Source organism: Colwellia aquaemaris (genome assembly GCF_057548755.1).
Map to the genome: position 1 here is coordinate 451,378 of NZ_BAAJLV010000003.1, position 14,540 is coordinate 465,917.

17 protein-coding genes are annotated in these 14,540 nt (G+C 37.9%); 10 read left to right on the forward strand and 7 right to left on the reverse strand.

Translation table 11 applies throughout. The annotated features are described in order from the left end of the window. Positions 1 to 14: 14 nt before the first annotated feature. Both purN and purM read right to left on the reverse strand, forming a co-directional pair. Complete coding sequence (gene purN / locus AC27HL_RS11520; protein ID WP_487081136.1) at positions 15 to 659, reverse strand: phosphoribosylglycinamide formyltransferase; 645 nt, start codon at positions 657 to 659, stop codon at positions 15 to 17. A 6-nt stretch (positions 660 to 665) separates the two neighbouring features. After that, positions 666 to 1,712 (reverse strand): phosphoribosylformylglycinamidine cyclo-ligase, encoded by a 1,047-nt coding sequence (gene purM / locus AC27HL_RS11525; protein ID WP_487081137.1) that lies wholly within the window; start codon positions 1,710 to 1,712, stop codon positions 666 to 668. 145 nt (positions 1,713 to 1,857) lie between these two features. Here purM and AC27HL_RS11530 point away from each other — a divergent pair, with 145 nt between their 5' ends. Both AC27HL_RS11530 and hda read left to right on the forward strand, forming a co-directional pair. After that, the gene (locus tag AC27HL_RS11530; protein WP_487081138.1) at positions 1,858 to 2,976 is read left to right on the forward strand and encodes a DUF2066 domain-containing protein; all 1,119 of its coding nucleotides are present in this window, start codon (positions 1,858 to 1,860) and stop codon (positions 2,974 to 2,976) included. Further along, positions 2,973 to 3,686: a DnaA regulatory inactivator Hda gene (hda, locus tag AC27HL_RS11535; RefSeq protein ID WP_487081139.1), complete on the forward strand. Its 714-nt coding sequence runs from the start codon at positions 2,973 to 2,975 to the stop codon at positions 3,684 to 3,686. The genes AC27HL_RS11530 and hda overlap by 4 nt, the downstream gene beginning before the upstream one ends. An 11-nt stretch (positions 3,687 to 3,697) precedes the next feature. Here the strand turns inward: hda and AC27HL_RS11540 are convergent, their stop codons facing one another. The 5 genes from AC27HL_RS11540 to AC27HL_RS11560 form a co-directional block, all read right to left on the reverse strand. Next, entirely contained in the window at positions 3,698 to 5,641 is a 1,944-nt protein-coding gene (locus AC27HL_RS11540; RefSeq protein WP_487081140.1) for a hypothetical protein, read from the reverse strand. 250 nt (positions 5,642 to 5,891) lie between these two features. Beyond that, positions 5,892 to 6,284, reverse strand: a complete 393-nt coding sequence (locus AC27HL_RS11545; RefSeq protein WP_487081141.1) for a DUF2069 domain-containing protein — start codon at positions 6,282 to 6,284, stop codon at positions 5,892 to 5,894. 5 nt (positions 6,285 to 6,289) lie between these two features. Continuing rightward, entirely contained in the window at positions 6,290 to 6,640 is a 351-nt protein-coding gene (gene arsC, locus AC27HL_RS11550) for an arsenate reductase (glutaredoxin) (protein WP_487081142.1), read from the reverse strand. 45 nt (positions 6,641 to 6,685) lie between these two features. Beyond that, positions 6,686 to 8,143 (reverse strand): beta-barrel assembly-enhancing protease, encoded by a 1,458-nt coding sequence (gene bepA / locus AC27HL_RS11555; RefSeq protein WP_487081143.1) that lies wholly within the window; start codon positions 8,141 to 8,143, stop codon positions 6,686 to 6,688. Between the two features lie 2 nt (positions 8,144 to 8,145). Further along, positions 8,146 to 8,775 carry a hypothetical protein gene (locus AC27HL_RS11560; RefSeq protein ID WP_487081144.1) on the reverse strand — a complete coding sequence of 210 codons (630 nt, stop codon included), beginning with the start codon at positions 8,773 to 8,775 and terminating at the stop codon, positions 8,146 to 8,148. A 123-nt stretch (positions 8,776 to 8,898) separates the two neighbouring features. Here AC27HL_RS11560 and AC27HL_RS11565 point away from each other — a divergent pair, with 123 nt between their 5' ends. From AC27HL_RS11565 to ahbB (AC27HL_RS11600), 8 genes are all read left to right on the forward strand, one after another. Continuing rightward, the gene (locus AC27HL_RS11565; protein ID WP_487081145.1) at positions 8,899 to 9,123 is read left to right on the forward strand and encodes a sulfurtransferase TusA family protein; all 225 of its coding nucleotides are present in this window, start codon (positions 8,899 to 8,901) and stop codon (positions 9,121 to 9,123) included. Positions 9,124 to 9,127: 4 nt separating this feature from the next. Next, positions 9,128 to 10,201: an AI-2E family transporter gene (locus tag AC27HL_RS11570; RefSeq protein WP_487081146.1), complete on the forward strand. Its 1,074-nt coding sequence runs from the start codon at positions 9,128 to 9,130 to the stop codon at positions 10,199 to 10,201. A gap of 626 nt (positions 10,202 to 10,827) precedes the next feature. Then, positions 10,828 to 11,181, forward strand: a complete 354-nt coding sequence (locus AC27HL_RS11575) for a c-type cytochrome (RefSeq protein WP_487081147.1) — start codon at positions 10,828 to 10,830, stop codon at positions 11,179 to 11,181. Continuing rightward, positions 11,165 to 12,409, forward strand: a complete 1,245-nt coding sequence (locus AC27HL_RS11580; RefSeq protein WP_487081148.1) for a cytochrome D1 domain-containing protein — start codon at positions 11,165 to 11,167, stop codon at positions 12,407 to 12,409. The genes AC27HL_RS11575 and AC27HL_RS11580 overlap by 17 nt, the downstream gene beginning before the upstream one ends. Next, on the forward strand, positions 12,409 to 12,894 hold the full coding sequence (locus tag AC27HL_RS11585) for a hypothetical protein (protein ID WP_487081149.1): 486 nt from the start codon (positions 12,409 to 12,411) through the stop codon (positions 12,892 to 12,894). Before AC27HL_RS11580 ends, AC27HL_RS11585 begins: the two co-directional genes overlap by 1 nt. Before the next feature lies 1 nt (position 12,895). After that, positions 12,896 to 13,465: a siroheme decarboxylase subunit beta gene (gene ahbB / locus AC27HL_RS11590; protein ID WP_487081150.1), complete on the forward strand. Its 570-nt coding sequence runs from the start codon at positions 12,896 to 12,898 to the stop codon at positions 13,463 to 13,465. A 2-nt stretch (positions 13,466 to 13,467) separates the two neighbouring features. Then, positions 13,468 to 13,953 carry an Lrp/AsnC family transcriptional regulator gene (locus AC27HL_RS11595; RefSeq protein WP_487081151.1) on the forward strand — a complete coding sequence of 162 codons (486 nt, stop codon included), beginning with the start codon at positions 13,468 to 13,470 and terminating at the stop codon, positions 13,951 to 13,953. Then, positions 13,928 to 14,470, forward strand: a complete 543-nt coding sequence (ahbB, locus tag AC27HL_RS11600) for a siroheme decarboxylase subunit beta (protein ID WP_487081152.1) — start codon at positions 13,928 to 13,930, stop codon at positions 14,468 to 14,470. Before AC27HL_RS11595 ends, ahbB (AC27HL_RS11600) begins: the two co-directional genes overlap by 26 nt. Positions 14,471 to 14,540 lie beyond the last annotated feature (70 nt).

Below are 14,540 nucleotides of genomic sequence, written 5' to 3' on the forward strand. Positions count from 1 at the left end.
TCTAAAAATTAATTCTATTCTTCGCTAGCATACCCTGAAGCAGGTAAAACAACACCATCAAATAATGCCTTCTCACCATCCATGGTCACGCGTTTATTGCAACACCAATTAACCACAAGCGGATAAATTCTATGCTCTTGTTGGTGCACACGTTGCGCAAGATCAGCTGCGGTATCTTCAGGAAATACAGGCACCTTTGCTTGTAAGACCACTGGACCGCCATCAAGTTCCTCTGTGACAAAATGAACACTGACACCGTGCTCAGTATCGCCAGCGTCAATAGCACGTTGGTGCGTATGCAAACCTTGATATTTAGGTAGTAAAGAAGGGTGGATGTTGATTAATCGGCCTTGATAAGTTTGCACAAACTTAGGCGTTAAAATTCGCATAAAGCCAGCAAGCACAATGAGATCAGGCTGATATTCATTAATCTGGGTAATCAAAGCGCTATCGTAATCTTCACGACTGTTAAAGTCTTTGTGAGAGACTACCGCAGTGGCAATATTTGCTTCTTGTGCGCGGGTTAATCCATAAGCGTCAGCTTTATTTGAAACAACGGCGACCACATCGCCACCGTAGTTTTCTAACTTACAGGCATCAATGATTGCCTGTAAGTTAGTGCCGCTGCCGGAAATGAGTACTACAATTCGGCTTCGCATGAAAAATTAACCTTTATTAATAATAACTTGTTCTTGGCCAGCTTCTAGATCAGCAATTGCTCCAATATGCCAAGCGTTTTCACCATTAGCGGTTAATATTTCAAGGCTCTGCTCAACAGCGCCTGCAGGAATTACTATGATCATGCCAACACCACAGTTGAAGGTACGGTACATTTCGTGTTCTGTAATGTTACCGTTTTCTTGTAACCAGTTGAATATTTCTGGCCACTGCCAGCTATTACCGTCAATAATTGCTTGGGCACTTTCTGGTAATACGCGTGGAATGTTTTCCCAAAAGCCACCACCCGTAATATGTGATAATGCGTGTACGTCAACGTGCTTAAGCAACTCTAGTACAGACTTAACATATATTTTTGTTGGTTCAATTAAATGATCACCAATTGATTTACCATTTAATAACTCGTTTGTGTCCGTGTTGTTAACTTCTAATACTTTACGAATTAAAGAGAAGCCGTTTGAATGAGCGCCTGATGAAGCTAAGGCAATCAATTGATCACCAGCGGCAACTTTAGTTCCGTCAATAACACGAGACTTTTCAGCAACACCTACGCAAAAACCAGCGATGTCGTAATCACCTTTATGGTACATGCCTGGCATTTCCGCAGTTTCACCACCAACTAAAGCACAACCGGAAAGTACACAACCATCGGCAATACCAGAAACAACTGCAGAAGCTACGTCAACATCTAGTTTGTCTGTTGCATAGTAATCAAGGAAGAATAAAGGTTCAGCGCCTTGTACGATGAGGTCGTTAACACACATAGCAACTAAGTCGATACCTACGGTGTCATGCTTTTTCAAATCGATAGCTAAACGTAGTTTAGTACCTACGCCATCTGTACCTGCTACGAGTACAGGTTCTTTATAACCCGTAGGAAGTTGGCAGATAGAGCCAAAACCACCTAGCCCCCCCATAACCTCTGGACGAGTAGTGCGCTTAACTGCACCTTTAATATTTTCAACTAGGGCATTACCTGCATCTATATCAACGCCAGCATCTTTATAACTTAAAGACTGTTTTTCTTCGCTCACGGGGAACCTCAATTATTTAGTTAAGTAGCTTGTGAATATAATAATGGCGCACATTCTACCAGCGCAAAGACGCGCTGAAAATCTTTAAAAGAAATTATTTTTTATAAGTGATAAAAATCAGTAACATTATGATAAGATCTTTATTATGAAACACTTGTTAATGCCATATATGCTCAGAAATTGTCTGATTTTCTTATTTTTTATACTGTCGTTTAGCGTTAATGCTATCGAAGTAGAAAACTTATACAGTGCAAAAGTTGTTGTGAGTTCACAATCAGCTGCTGATCGGGTTCGTGCGCTAAAAAATGCCCTTGAAGGGGTTATTACAAAAGTTGGTGGCAAGAAAATTGAACATCCTTTGGTGTCGCAAGCAATAAAGAATTACAACGGTTATGTAAATCAGTATCAGTATATTCGAAGTAATGAAACGACCTATTTAAATGTTTCTTTTAATGAAACGAAAATAAATAACTTATTTAAACAAAGTGATTTAGCTATTTGGGGGCGTTTACGCCCACAGGTAATGGTTTGGGTTATTGAAGAAAACGGCTTAGAGCGGAATTTACTTTCGGCGACATCGACTTCGACTATTCCAAGTGCAATTGACGACTTTTCCCAGTTACGTGGTTTACCACTTGTTATGCCGATTATGGATTTAACCGATTTATCAGCATTAACAACCACAGATGTTTGGGGGCGTTTTGCACAACCCGTAGCTCAAGCATCAGCTCGTTACTTAGCTGAAGCGATTGTTGTTATAAGAATTTCAAATAACAGCCTAGTTGTTGAACAGGAAGAATTAGATTGTCAGCCTCTTTGTCAAGCTCAGCCAATAGTATTGGATTGGAGTTTAATGGCGGATGCGCAAGATGAGTACTCACAAATATTTAGTCAGCAATATCAAGGTGATGATGTACTCGTTATGTTAAATACGGCGCTTTCAGAAATTACCGATGTTATTTATCAGCAATATGCGTTATCGACGTCAAATAGTAATGAATTTTTAATCGATGTTGCAAATATTGATAACTTAGTTGATTTAATCGCAGTATCAGACTTTTTAGCTGAATTATCGGCGGTTGAATCAGTACAGCTTATCAGCGCACAGGGCAGTAATCGACGGTTTAAATTGTCACTTATTGGTTCTCAACAAGCGTTACTTGCATCACTTAAGTTAAGTGAAGAACTTAATCAATATATAGATCCGCTTGCGGGGCCTGCACAAAAGAATGAAGTGGCAGTTTTCTTTTGGGGGCAGAAGTGAAAAAAATCTCTCAACTGACCTTGTCAGTGCAATTGCCAGATGATGAAACGTTTGCAAGTTTTCAAAGTGAAAGTAATCAATTAGTTGTTCAGCAACTTAAGCATTATTTAGAGCAGATAGCTGAGCCTCATAAAAAAGTAAATAGTTTATATTTATTTGGTTTAGCCGGTGTTGGTAAAAGTCATTTATTACACGCAAGTTGTGTTTATGCTGACAAACTCGGCGTTACTAGTTTATGTCTGTCATTTTCTGAATTAACGCAATTATCTGTTGATGTACTTGAAGGTCTAGAAAATATTGACTTGGTTTGTCTTGATAATATCCAATTAATTGCTGGTAATAAAAAGTGGCAGCAAGCTGTATTTGATTTATATAATCGTATGGTTGAACAAAATAAGTGTTTAATTATTACTGGCGATCAAAGTGTTGCCAAGCTAAATATCACCTTGCCCGATTTAGTATCTCGATTAAGTTGGGGCTTAACAGAGCAACTTAAACCTTTAACTGATAAAGAAAAGTCTTTCGCATTGCAATATAGAGCACAACAACGTGGCTTATTTATCAGTGATGATGTTGCGAGCTTTTTAATTAATCGCTTATCGCGTGACATGACCAGTTTACTGGCGGCATTAGAGCAGTTAGATCAGGCATCAATAAGGGAACAGCGACGTATCACCATTCCCTTCGTTAAAGATGTGCTTTTTGCTTAATTAAAGCGTATTTATTTACCTACTTTTGTCGGTAATGGCTTTTCATAATACATAGTGCCATTTGCCGCTTGGCGATAATAAACGCCTTTATTTAATGGCGACTCGCTGGCATCTTTATTTAGTCGATTACCAGTGGTTGGGCTTATAGCAAGGTTCTCAGCCCAAGTTTTTCCTGGCTGCATTGCTATTGGCAAGGCTAAATTATTAATCGTAGCACTAATATTGGTAAATTCAGGTAATATTCTTCGCGTAACATATTCAACTCGAGGTTTTATATTATTGTCGCCAATTCGTCCACGTTGTCCCCAGGTTACTATATATTCCTCATCTGCACTTTGCGGTTGATTGGTTACTGATATATCGCGATCAACATCGTAGCGAACTTTCATCATCAACTCGTCAAATAGCATGGCGTAATCTTCACGTTTACTCGAATAATTATAAAAATGTGGTGAATGCTCTGGGCTAAAAAAGCCAGCAACATCACTTGGGCTATAGTTCATCTCCGTCGCGGTTGCTGTTTCACCTAGGTAGCGAACTTGTGCCAATCGGTACATTTCTGCACCGTTAAGGGGGAGGGCTGTTGCAAGCAGGTCTGACTGAATACCCGTATCTTCAATTATTTTGTTTACCGCCTCTAAAATTGGCGCATTGCGATCTAGGCTGGCCCAGGAGGATTTTGGAAAATAGTCATTGGCATGGGCAAGTTCATGGTACATAAGTGCCGCCAAGGCATTAACACCATCGCTAGCATCACGTGTTATGCGGACATTTTCTGGGTAGTAAAAGCTGGCATAGTTATTATTTTTTACATAACGCCAAGGCATAACAAAATTTAAACTGTCGCCAAATGATGCTCTAAAATCAGGGGCTTGGTTAATTGTATCTCGTTCATCTGGAGTCAACCATAAATTGTTTGGATCTAGATGTATAGCACCTGTTACTGCCCAATAATAAGAAGGGCGAACATCATATGAAATCACAATAGCGGTAGTGGCTCTTAATAGGTTTTTAAAGTCACCATGAGTATCATTGTTTTGTAGAAATTCTCTAAAACGTTGTCCCATCCATTGATGGGATACAACGACGCGGTCCATAATATCATCAACAGTTGGCGTTGTAGTGTCATGTGCAATCAAAGGCAGTTCATTTAAAGGGCAAGTGCTACGAAAATCTATGCTGTTACTATAAACACATTTTACTAATACATCTGCATATGGAGAGTTAGCATTAAACGGAAATGTAGTGGCTAACCGAGAATCATATGCGGTGTTACTATCTGTACTAATTGCAAGTGCATCTTCGATTAATATACCAACAGTATCTTGATACGTATTACTGCCATCAGAGGCGCTAACAATAAATTCTAAGAAACTATCTTTACTCACCTCTGGGGCGGTAAAAAATACTGCCTCTTTACCTGTTGTAGTCTCATTAAAAGTAACATTTGGGCCCGAAACTTGTTGCCATTGAATTGAGTCTGTTGTGATATTGGCGTTTTCAATTGAAGCTCTAAGGGAAACGCTATTACCTTCTAAAACAGCATGTCCAAGCCTTGCAGATATTTGGTTATTTTCGTTACTTACATTAACCGTATGTGTTAATTGCTCCTGACTGCCGTTGCGCGTAAAACTTACCTGAAAACTATAATCGCCCGCTGCAGTAGGTGTAAAGGCAATACCTTTCGAGTTTTTAGCATGAAAAGTTACATTAGTACCGGCTGTTTGTTGCCAAGAGATATTACTAAGGTTGTCATTAGGGTAATAAAGAAATAAGTCGACGGGTTGGGCAATTTTTATTGCTTCATCAAATGCAATAATCCCAGTATCTGTAACGTCAGGTACGAAGTCGTTGGTAGTTGTGTTGCTATTGGAGTTACTTCCTCCTCCACAAGCTTGAAGTAGAATTATTGTAGATATATAGAAACCGTTGCGAAGGTAATGAGTCGAATTCATTTAAGCCTCTTAGTATTTGTATTTCACTTAATAAATAGACCTGAAAATACTTGATAAAGTTCATAAAAATGAAAATTAGCATGTATAGTGTAATATCGATATTATTTTTAACGAATTTTTGTTTAAGAGTAAAGGCGAGAAAAAATTAAGTTAGTGTAAATACTACAAATTAAAGGTTTCTATTTAATGAGAAAATTAGAAGCTAGCAACTAAGGTGTGATTAACAGCTACTAGCTTTTATAAAGGATTATTATTCTTTCTTTTTACGAATGCTTAAGCCTAATTCTTGACCGCGGTACTTTGCATAATAACTGCCTGCAACAAACATGATAGTGGCAAAAATAAGCTCTAATAGTGCCCAATGTTTTTCATTCGCAGAAACCCATAAAGTCGTTAAACTGTGCAGAAAATAAATCATGACTACAAAGTTAGACCAAGCGTATGTGTATGGGTTACCTTGTATTAAACCCTTCATTGGAAAGAGCAAGGGTACTGTAAACATCACTAAGGTCAATGGCACAGATAAAGCGCTATCATCCGTAATAAAAATTAACCACAATGGCATAAAAATAAGTAACGAAAAATAGCCAAATAAGGCAATATTTTTTAGCTGTGCGGTTGAAAATCTTCGAGTGTTTTTCATTAGTATTATGACTTTTGCTCAAATAAAGCCAGAACGTTTTCTGGTGGTCGACCAATAATGGCTTTGTTGCCTTTAGTGACGATAGGGCGCTCAAGCAGTTTTGGTGTTGAAGCTATTGCCGATAATAACTTAGTATCGTCTGCGTCTGCTAGGTTTTGTTCCTTATACTCAGCCTCTTTTACACGCATCATTGCTCTTGGCGATAAACTTAACTGTGCAGATAACTGAGATAGCTCATCAACATTAAGTGGTGTTTTTAAATATTCGACAATAGTTACGTCTTGATTGTTTTCTTCTATTAAGGCCAAGGTTTGTCGGCTTTTTGAACAGCGAGGGTTATGGTAAATTGTTAACATGTTATTCTCTTACGTAATAGTTATGTATTGCTAAGTTAGTGATGTTTATAAACGCTTAAGTTTTTCTTGTTGCGCCTGCAACTGCAATATGCGGCCTTTCATTCGTTTTTTCAACAGTGGATTTTCTTCAACAAAATTATACCCAGTTTGTAGTTCATCAATGGCTTTTGGGTATACACCTAATAAGGCAAAAACTTCTGCTTTAGTTGCATGCATTAAGGCTTTTTTATCTTGTTTTCGATAAACATCGGTTAGTAAATCGTTGGCGATGAAATTACCAGGATTTAGGGTTAAAAAGTCTTGTAATACCACCTCAGCTTTAGCATATTTTTTAGCTTCTTGTAATGCATTCGCATAATTGAGCGCTACAACTTGATTGTTCGGCATTAATAAGTTGAGTTCAGCTAATATTGTAATCGCTTTATCAAATGCCTTAACTGCTATATAAGCATCTGTTAGCGCATCAACATAAAATAGGTTTTTATTATCTTGTTCTAATAAAAACTCTAACTGCTCAATGGCTATTTGATAGTCTTTATTTTCATAATGAGCAAGGGCTAATCCGTATTTGGCTGCTTCTGCTATTGCATATCGGTTCTTTTTAATATTTTCGCTAAAGTAGGTAATATTGGTAATAGCATCACTTTCATATCTTGCTTTAATGCGTGCTTTTGCTAATTCAAACTGTAAGCTTGGAGCTAATGGTCGTGGAGACAAGCTTTGTGCTCTTAATCTAGCATCAGAAATTCGTGACTCTGGCAGTGGGTGAGTTAACAGCATTGCAGGAGGCTTAGATTTATATCGGTATTTTTCCGCCATAGTCGCAAAGAAGTCTGGCGCGCCTTGAGGATTAAAACCACTATTTGCTAATAGCATAATGCCAACACGGTCAGCTTCTTTTTCATTGCCCCGAGTGTAATTTATACCGGCTTGTTGAGATGCTGCCATAGTGGTACTTAGTGCAGCTAGCCCAACACTCGGGTTAACTAAGGTTAACAGCACGCTAGAAATCATACCTGCCATAGTTAATGGTTGAGACTTGTTTTGTGCTTCGAGTCGCCTTGCTAAATGTCGTTGAGTAACGTGCGATATTTCATGAGCAACTACTGAGGCAAGCTCACTTTCCGTTTTTGCAGTGGTTATTAGGCCACTGTGTATTGCAATATGACCACCAAAGAATGCAAATGCATTCAGTTCTTTATTTCGAATAACAAAAAACTCAAAACTGTAATTAACATCTTTGGCATTGCGTACCATGCGATTACCTAGATCATTAATATATTCTGTTAATACAGGATCGTTTAATACTGGTTGTGATGCACGAATTTGGCGCATCATTTCGCCGCCTATTTGCCGTTCTTTCTCGATTGACAGTACACTAAATCCGGCCGAGCCTATTTCAGGCAATTTGTTTCGGTCACTTTCTGTGCCTAATGCAAATACATTGCCTAACAATAATGTAGATAAAGCACATGACAGCGCGAGAGGTTTCAAATTGAACAAAATTAATTTTCCATATCGTCAGAATTAGGTGCAGGCTCTGATGGTTGAGAATTTGAATGTTTGCGATATATCTCTTTGCAAAATTCAGCAATTGAGTAACCTTTTACTTCAACAATATCAAAAGACCGTTCAATTAGTGAAATGAGCTCATCAACACGTGTGTTTGCATAACGTACTAGGGCATAGTCTGCTTGATCACCTTTTTGAAAGGTGTAGACAATAAAAGGGGTTAATGAGTTCAATCTAAATAACATTTGCATGGTTTCCGGTATCCATTTGATAAACGGACACGCCGGGTTATTTATTTGGGTTTCAAGTAATCGCTCTTGGTTTACCATTGGAAAACAATGTAACTCATAGTTACGTTCGTCAATATGGTGCAACAAGGCTAATTGCGGTTTATGAGTATTAGTGCTAGCGTAATGTTGCTGCCTAGCTACAATATTTGGGTTCCAATTACTTTGGTCAAGCAATTGTTTAAATGCACTATCAAAACCGTGAGTGAGAATACCATCTATGTCGCCAATTGTTGTTGCGGCTAATTGGTATATTACCGGTACTTCCCCCCAAGTTAACTTTTTTTTATAGGCGTTAATTTCTTTTAAACTTGGGTTGTTTGATAGTTCGCTCATTCAGTCTCTTTATTGTTTCATCTATAGTTTTTAGTAATTAGTATAAAAGAATTGCGCTATAGCATTGTAATCAATTGTCGCAAATTAGATAATTAAACTAAAGTACTGTGCATATTTTTATTTATGTTATACGAATACGATGCCACGCAAGATAAATGTCCAGTTCCACTGGTAAATTTACGCTTGTTACTAAAAAAAATGACTTCTCACGACAGCTGTTTGATACGTATATGTGATAGTGGTTCTAAAAAAGATATTCCTAAATTGTTAATAAAACAAGGGTTTTATTTTGAGCTGCGTAACGTTAATGAAAAAATTGTTGAATTATTAATTAAACTGGAAAAATAAAATTATGGTTACACTGTTTAGCGACTGGTACAAAAGGAATTTTTCAGACCCCAATGCTGTAACCTTAATGGTTATTTTAATTTGTGCATTTTTGTTTGTGTACTTTTTTAGTAATTTATTAATGCCTGTGTTTGTTGCGGTTGGCATTGCATTTTTACTGGATTTACCTGTCAATAAATTAAATCAACTTGGCTTATCTCGTTCGTTGTCGGTTGTTACGGTTGTTTCTGCTTTTGTTGGCTTTTCTTTATTAGGCATTTTGGGGTTAATGCCAGTTATCTGGCAGCAAAGTAGTAATTTATTTCAAGAAGTTCCACAAATGGTAGGGCAAGGACACACATATTTATTAACTCTACCTGAAAAATACCCAACCTTGGTAAATGCTGAGCAAATTGGCAATCTAATAACATTAGTTAATGATAAGTTTATAGAGTGGGGACAGGTAGCGCTACAGGCTTCACTCAATTCAATTTCTGACGTAGTCGCTTTACTTATTTATTTAATTCTTGTGCCATTAATGGTGTTTTTCTTTTTAAAAGATAAAGATTCTTTATTTGATAGCTTTCGTCAATTTTTACCTAATGACCGCCGTATGGCGAAACAAGTGGGTAATGAGATGAACCAACAAATAATGAACTACATTCGTGGCAAATTAATTGAAATAATCATAATAGGTGCGGCTTCTACCATAGCTTTTATTGCTTTAGGGTTAAATTATCCGGTACTACTTGGAGTTTTGGTTGGCTTATCTGTATTAGTTCCCTATGTTGGCGCGACAATTGTCACTTTTCCGGTAATGTTGGTGGCGTTATTTCAGTTTGGTACCACAGCTGAATTTGGCTATGTGATGCTTGCTTACGGCATTATTCAGGCACTTGATGGCAACCTATTAGTGCCGTTGCTATTTTCGGAAGCGGTAAACTTACATCCCGTCACTATTATTATTGCGGTGATTTTATTTGGTGGCTTATGGGGATTTTGGGGAGTGTTTTTTGCAATACCACTCGCAACTCTAGTAAAAGCTGTACTTAATGCTTGGTCAACTACGACACAGCACGACGCAGCTAAAGACGCATAATTGTTTGTTTAGATAACAATGTAGATATTAAGTTATTAATATCTACATTGACTGCTTTTTAAACTTCACCGTATTTGTAGCTCACCTTTTTGCATTGTAAACACATTAAACGCACTATTATTCAATGATCTTTATCAAATAATGCTTATTTATTATTGATCTAATAAAACCAAAATTTAGAACTTATCATTTCACATTGTCATATAAATAATGGTGCAGTTAGCACATGTTATTCATATCGGAAAACTTGCCTTTTTATCGTAGCTAAGGGCACATTCTATTATTGCTTTTTTACTGTTCTTATCACTATAAGTAACAGCTTTTTTATATCTGGCACGGCAATAAAAATGTTCTATTCTTAATGATGTTGGCAAAATTTACACGCGTAATAATTTAGTAAGTAGTGTCCAATAATATGCAAAAAATATCATAGCTTTTAGGCTTGTAGTAAGTTTTGCTTATTGGACAGTTTTTCATCGCCAAGCGTACACAAATATACTTTATTCTTATGATTCATATGGCTATGGCATTATTCAAAATTTTACATTGTGTGATTTAAATCAAAGCAAATTATCACACTTATGCCAATATTAGGCTGCAACAACGGTGTTGATAAGGGTAGGCAGATGACAATTGTAAAACAAACTTTAGCTATGACATTAGGCACTTTATTTTTGGTTAGTAGCAGTATTTCCGTTCAAGCCGAGGAATTAACGTCACAAAGAAAATCGGAGCTAATTCATATGGTTAAACAAGACTGCGGCTCTTGTCATGGTATGACACTAAAAGGTGGTCTTGGCCCAGCGCTTCTGCCTAGCGAAATGAAAAAACTACCCCAAGCTGTTATTAAGAATACTATTTTATTTGGTCGCCCAGGTACGGCAATGCCACCGTGGGAATCATTATTAACAGTGCAAGAAGCATCGTGGATCAGTCAACAATTACAACAAGGTATCGAAACTCATGATCAATCCAAGTAAATTATTAGCGGCAACAATGTTGTCGGTTTTAGTGAGTGCATGTTCTCAATCAGGGCTTAAAAGCGCAAACCAACATGAGGTTAATGCTGAATCATCTATTCGTGCCACTGGAGATTTAGGCGTTATTATTGAACGTGCTACCGGTCAAGTACAAATTGTTAATCATACCTATGCGACACAATTAGCAGAAATTGACGGTTTAGGTGATTTGTCGCACGCTTCAATTGTTTACTCTCGAGACGAGCGCTTTGCCTATGTATTTGGTCGAGACGGCGGTTTAACTAAGGTTGATTTATTAAAAGATAAAATTGATCGCCGTATTATTCAATCTGGTAACAGTATTGGCGGTGCTATTAGTCAAGACGGAAAATTGGTTGCAGTATCAAATTATACCCCAGGTGGCGTAAAGGTTTTTAATAGTGAAACGCTAGAATTAGTCGCCAATATAGAAGCGACTATTGTGCCGAGTAAGGGCTTAACGAAAGACGGCCAACCTTATCGCTCTAAAGTGGTAGGCCTCGTTGATGCACCTGATAACAAATTCGTTTTTAGTTTATTTGATAGTCATGAAACTTGGGTTGCAGACTTTTCAGAAGAAGAGGTTGCAATAACGAAATATAAAGATATTGGCTTGTTTCCTTACGACGCCTTAATTAGCCCCGACGGTCGTTATTACATTGCGGGTCTTTTTGGTGAAGATGGCATGGCGCTGCTAGATTTATGGCACCCTGAACAAGGCGTTAAGCGCATTTTAAGTGATTATGGTAAAGGGGATAAAAAATTACCTGTTTATAAAATGCCACATCTGGAAGGTTGGGCCATCGCTGGTAACCGTGCCTTTGTTCCTGCAGTAGGCCAACACAAAGTACTAGTTATTGATACGAATACTTGGCAGCAAGTAGCAGAAATTGATGCGCACAGCCAACCAATTTTTGTTATGGCGCAGCCTGATAATCGACAAATTTGGGTTAACTTTGCTTTCCCTGATAACAATACCATCCAAGTATTTAACACGGAAACACTAGAAAAAGTAAACACCTTAACACCAGGCCCAGCGGTACTTCATATGGAATTTACACCGAGAGGCGATAAAGTGTGGATGTCGGTGCGCGACGCTAACGAAGTGCAAGTTTATGATACGAAAACACAAACCTTATTAGATACGATTCCATCTGAAAGCCCGAGTGGCATATTCTTCACAAATCGTGCCCACCAAATAGGACTTTAATGATGGCTATTGTTTTAACTGAGTTACAACAAAGTATTATTAACCGTTACCAAAAAGGTTTTCCACTTTGCTCGCAACCGTATAAAGAGATGGCAGAACAACTAAATAGCTCTGAGCAAGATGTGTTATCAGCTATGGTAGCTTTGGATGAAGCGGGCATACTGTCAAGAATTGGCCCCGTATTTAATCATAAAAAAGCGGGTGCAAGTACCTTGGCAGCATTGGCAGTACCTGAAGATTCATTAGATGAAATTGCCAATATTGTTAACCAGTTTGAACAAGTGAATCATAACTATGCAAGGGAGCATAGCTATAACTTGTGGTTTGTGGTAACTGCTAGCGACGACATGGCACTAAAACAAGTTATTACTGACATTGAGCAACTTACCGGTTATCAAGTATTGGTATTGCCGATGGAAGCGTCTTATCACATTGATTTAGCGTTTAATATTAATTTTTCTCAGCAGCAATTAGGAAGTCATTAAGATGAAACAAATCGTAAGCGACTATAACCAAACACAGTGCGACAAGGTTGCTGAGCTTAAATTAAGCGGCATGATGAATGAGCACTTATCTGAACAGCAAAAACAGTTACTTCGGGGCATTTTAGAATGTGGCTTACCTATAGTCGCTGAGCCTTATTTACATATTGCCAAGCAAATATCTGCAACAGAAAAGCAAGTATTGAAACAAATTGAACATTGGCAAACCGACGGGCTGGTAAAGCGATTTGGTTTAGTCGTTAAACATCGTCAGTTAGGGTACAAAGCAAATGCAATGGTGGTTTGGAATATTGAAGATTCACAAGTCGATAGTATTGCTGAAATGTTTGCCAGTTGTCCAGAAGTATCGCTTTGCTATCGACGTCCTCGCCGTCTACCACATTGGCCATATAATTTATTTTGCATGATACATGGTACCGACAGAGACTTAGTGTTAGCACAAATTGACGCGATAGTGGCAAAGTTTTCGTTAGAGCATATTGAAAAAGATGTTTTATTTAGTTTTAAAGCGTATAAGCAGCAAGGTGCGCGTTATGGAAAAAGAAGGTCTTAATAATGGATAAATCATCACGTCATTCAACTACTGCACTGGCTGAGTTAACTGATTTAGATAAGAAGCTGATTAACTTATTGCAGCGCGGCATGCCGATAGCGGAGCGACCTTTTTTAGAAATTGCTGAGCAATTAAATAGCACTGAAGAAGCAGTACTTGAGCGCTTAAATCATTTAATGGCTAACAAGGTGCTGACGCGTTTTGGCCCAATGTTTGACGCTGTTTGTTTAGGTGGTGCATTTACATTAGCGGCATTAGCAGTGCCTGAAGAACGATTTGAAGAAGTTACCGAACAAGTAAATAGCTTTGATGAAGTGGCACATAATTATCGACGAACTCATGACTTTAATATGTGGTTTGTTGTTGGTGCTGAATCTGAAGCCCAAGTGAATCAAGTTATCGATAATATTGAGAAAAAAACCTCTTTACCGGTTCTTAATACTCCAAAATTAGAAGAATTTTATGTCCAATTATATCTCCCAGCCTAAAGAATTGACGGCACTTGAGCGCCAATATGTGCTATTGACACAATCAGGTTTACCGATTGTTGCCAAGCCATATCAACAAATAGCTGAAAAGCTCGATATTTCAGTAGCAGAAGTGTTGGCGATGACCACTGATTTAAAAGAGCGCGGTATTATTCGCAGAATAGCAGCTGTGCCAAATCATTATAAATTAGGTTATCGCTATAACGGCATGACAGTTTGGGATGTACAAGATAAATATGTCAGTGAATTTGGTAAAGCGGTAGGGCAATTACCTTTTGTTAGTCACTGCTATCTACGACCTCGCCATTTACCACATTGGAACTATAATTTATTTGCCATGGTACACGGTAAAACCGAACAAGAAGTTCAGCAATACCGAACCCAAATCAAAGATTTACTGGAAAACGTTTTTGAGACTAGAAATGATGACACAGATCAAGCGTGTAAATTTAAAACTAATGATATGTTAACCAGCACAGAGATACTAAAGAAAACAGGCTTGCGATTAAAACGCTAGCTATACTTAATAAAGTTTATATTTTGGTTTTTGTTGCCAGTACATGAGCAATAAAAATTTATAAGGATCG

Bases quoted from the DNA above. Each gene is read 5' to 3' on its own strand.
- purN (WP_487081136.1), bottom strand. From the start codon at position 659: ATGCGAAGCCGAATTGTAGTACTCATTTCCGGCAGCGGCACTAACTTA.
- AC27HL_RS11530 (WP_487081138.1), top strand. From the start codon at position 1,858: ATGAAACACTTGTTAATGCCATATATGCTCAGAAATTGTCTGATTTTC.
- AC27HL_RS11540 (WP_487081140.1), bottom strand. From the start codon at position 5,641: ATGAATTCGACTCATTACCTTCGCAACGGTTTCTATATATCTACAATA.
- AC27HL_RS11545 (WP_487081141.1), bottom strand. From the start codon at position 6,284: ATGAAAAACACTCGAAGATTTTCAACCGCACAGCTAAAAAATATTGCC.
- arsC (WP_487081142.1), bottom strand. From the start codon at position 6,640: ATGTTAACAATTTACCATAACCCTCGCTGTTCAAAAAGCCGACAAACC.
- AC27HL_RS11560 (WP_487081144.1), bottom strand. From the start codon at position 8,775: ATGAGCGAACTATCAAACAACCCAAGTTTAAAAGAAATTAACGCCTAT.
- AC27HL_RS11565 (WP_487081145.1), top strand. From the start codon at position 8,899: ATGTTATACGAATACGATGCCACGCAAGATAAATGTCCAGTTCCACTG.
- AC27HL_RS11570 (WP_487081146.1), top strand. From the start codon at position 9,128: ATGGTTACACTGTTTAGCGACTGGTACAAAAGGAATTTTTCAGACCCC.
- AC27HL_RS11575 (WP_487081147.1), top strand. From the start codon at position 10,828: ATGACAATTGTAAAACAAACTTTAGCTATGACATTAGGCACTTTATTT.
- AC27HL_RS11580 (WP_487081148.1), top strand. From the start codon at position 11,165: ATGATCAATCCAAGTAAATTATTAGCGGCAACAATGTTGTCGGTTTTA.
- AC27HL_RS11585 (WP_487081149.1), top strand. From the start codon at position 12,409: ATGATGGCTATTGTTTTAACTGAGTTACAACAAAGTATTATTAACCGT.
- ahbB (WP_487081150.1), top strand. From the start codon at position 12,896: ATGAAACAAATCGTAAGCGACTATAACCAAACACAGTGCGACAAGGTT.
- AC27HL_RS11595 (WP_487081151.1), top strand. From the start codon at position 13,468: ATGGATAAATCATCACGTCATTCAACTACTGCACTGGCTGAGTTAACT.
- ahbB (WP_487081152.1), top strand. From the start codon at position 13,928: ATGTCCAATTATATCTCCCAGCCTAAAGAATTGACGGCACTTGAGCGC.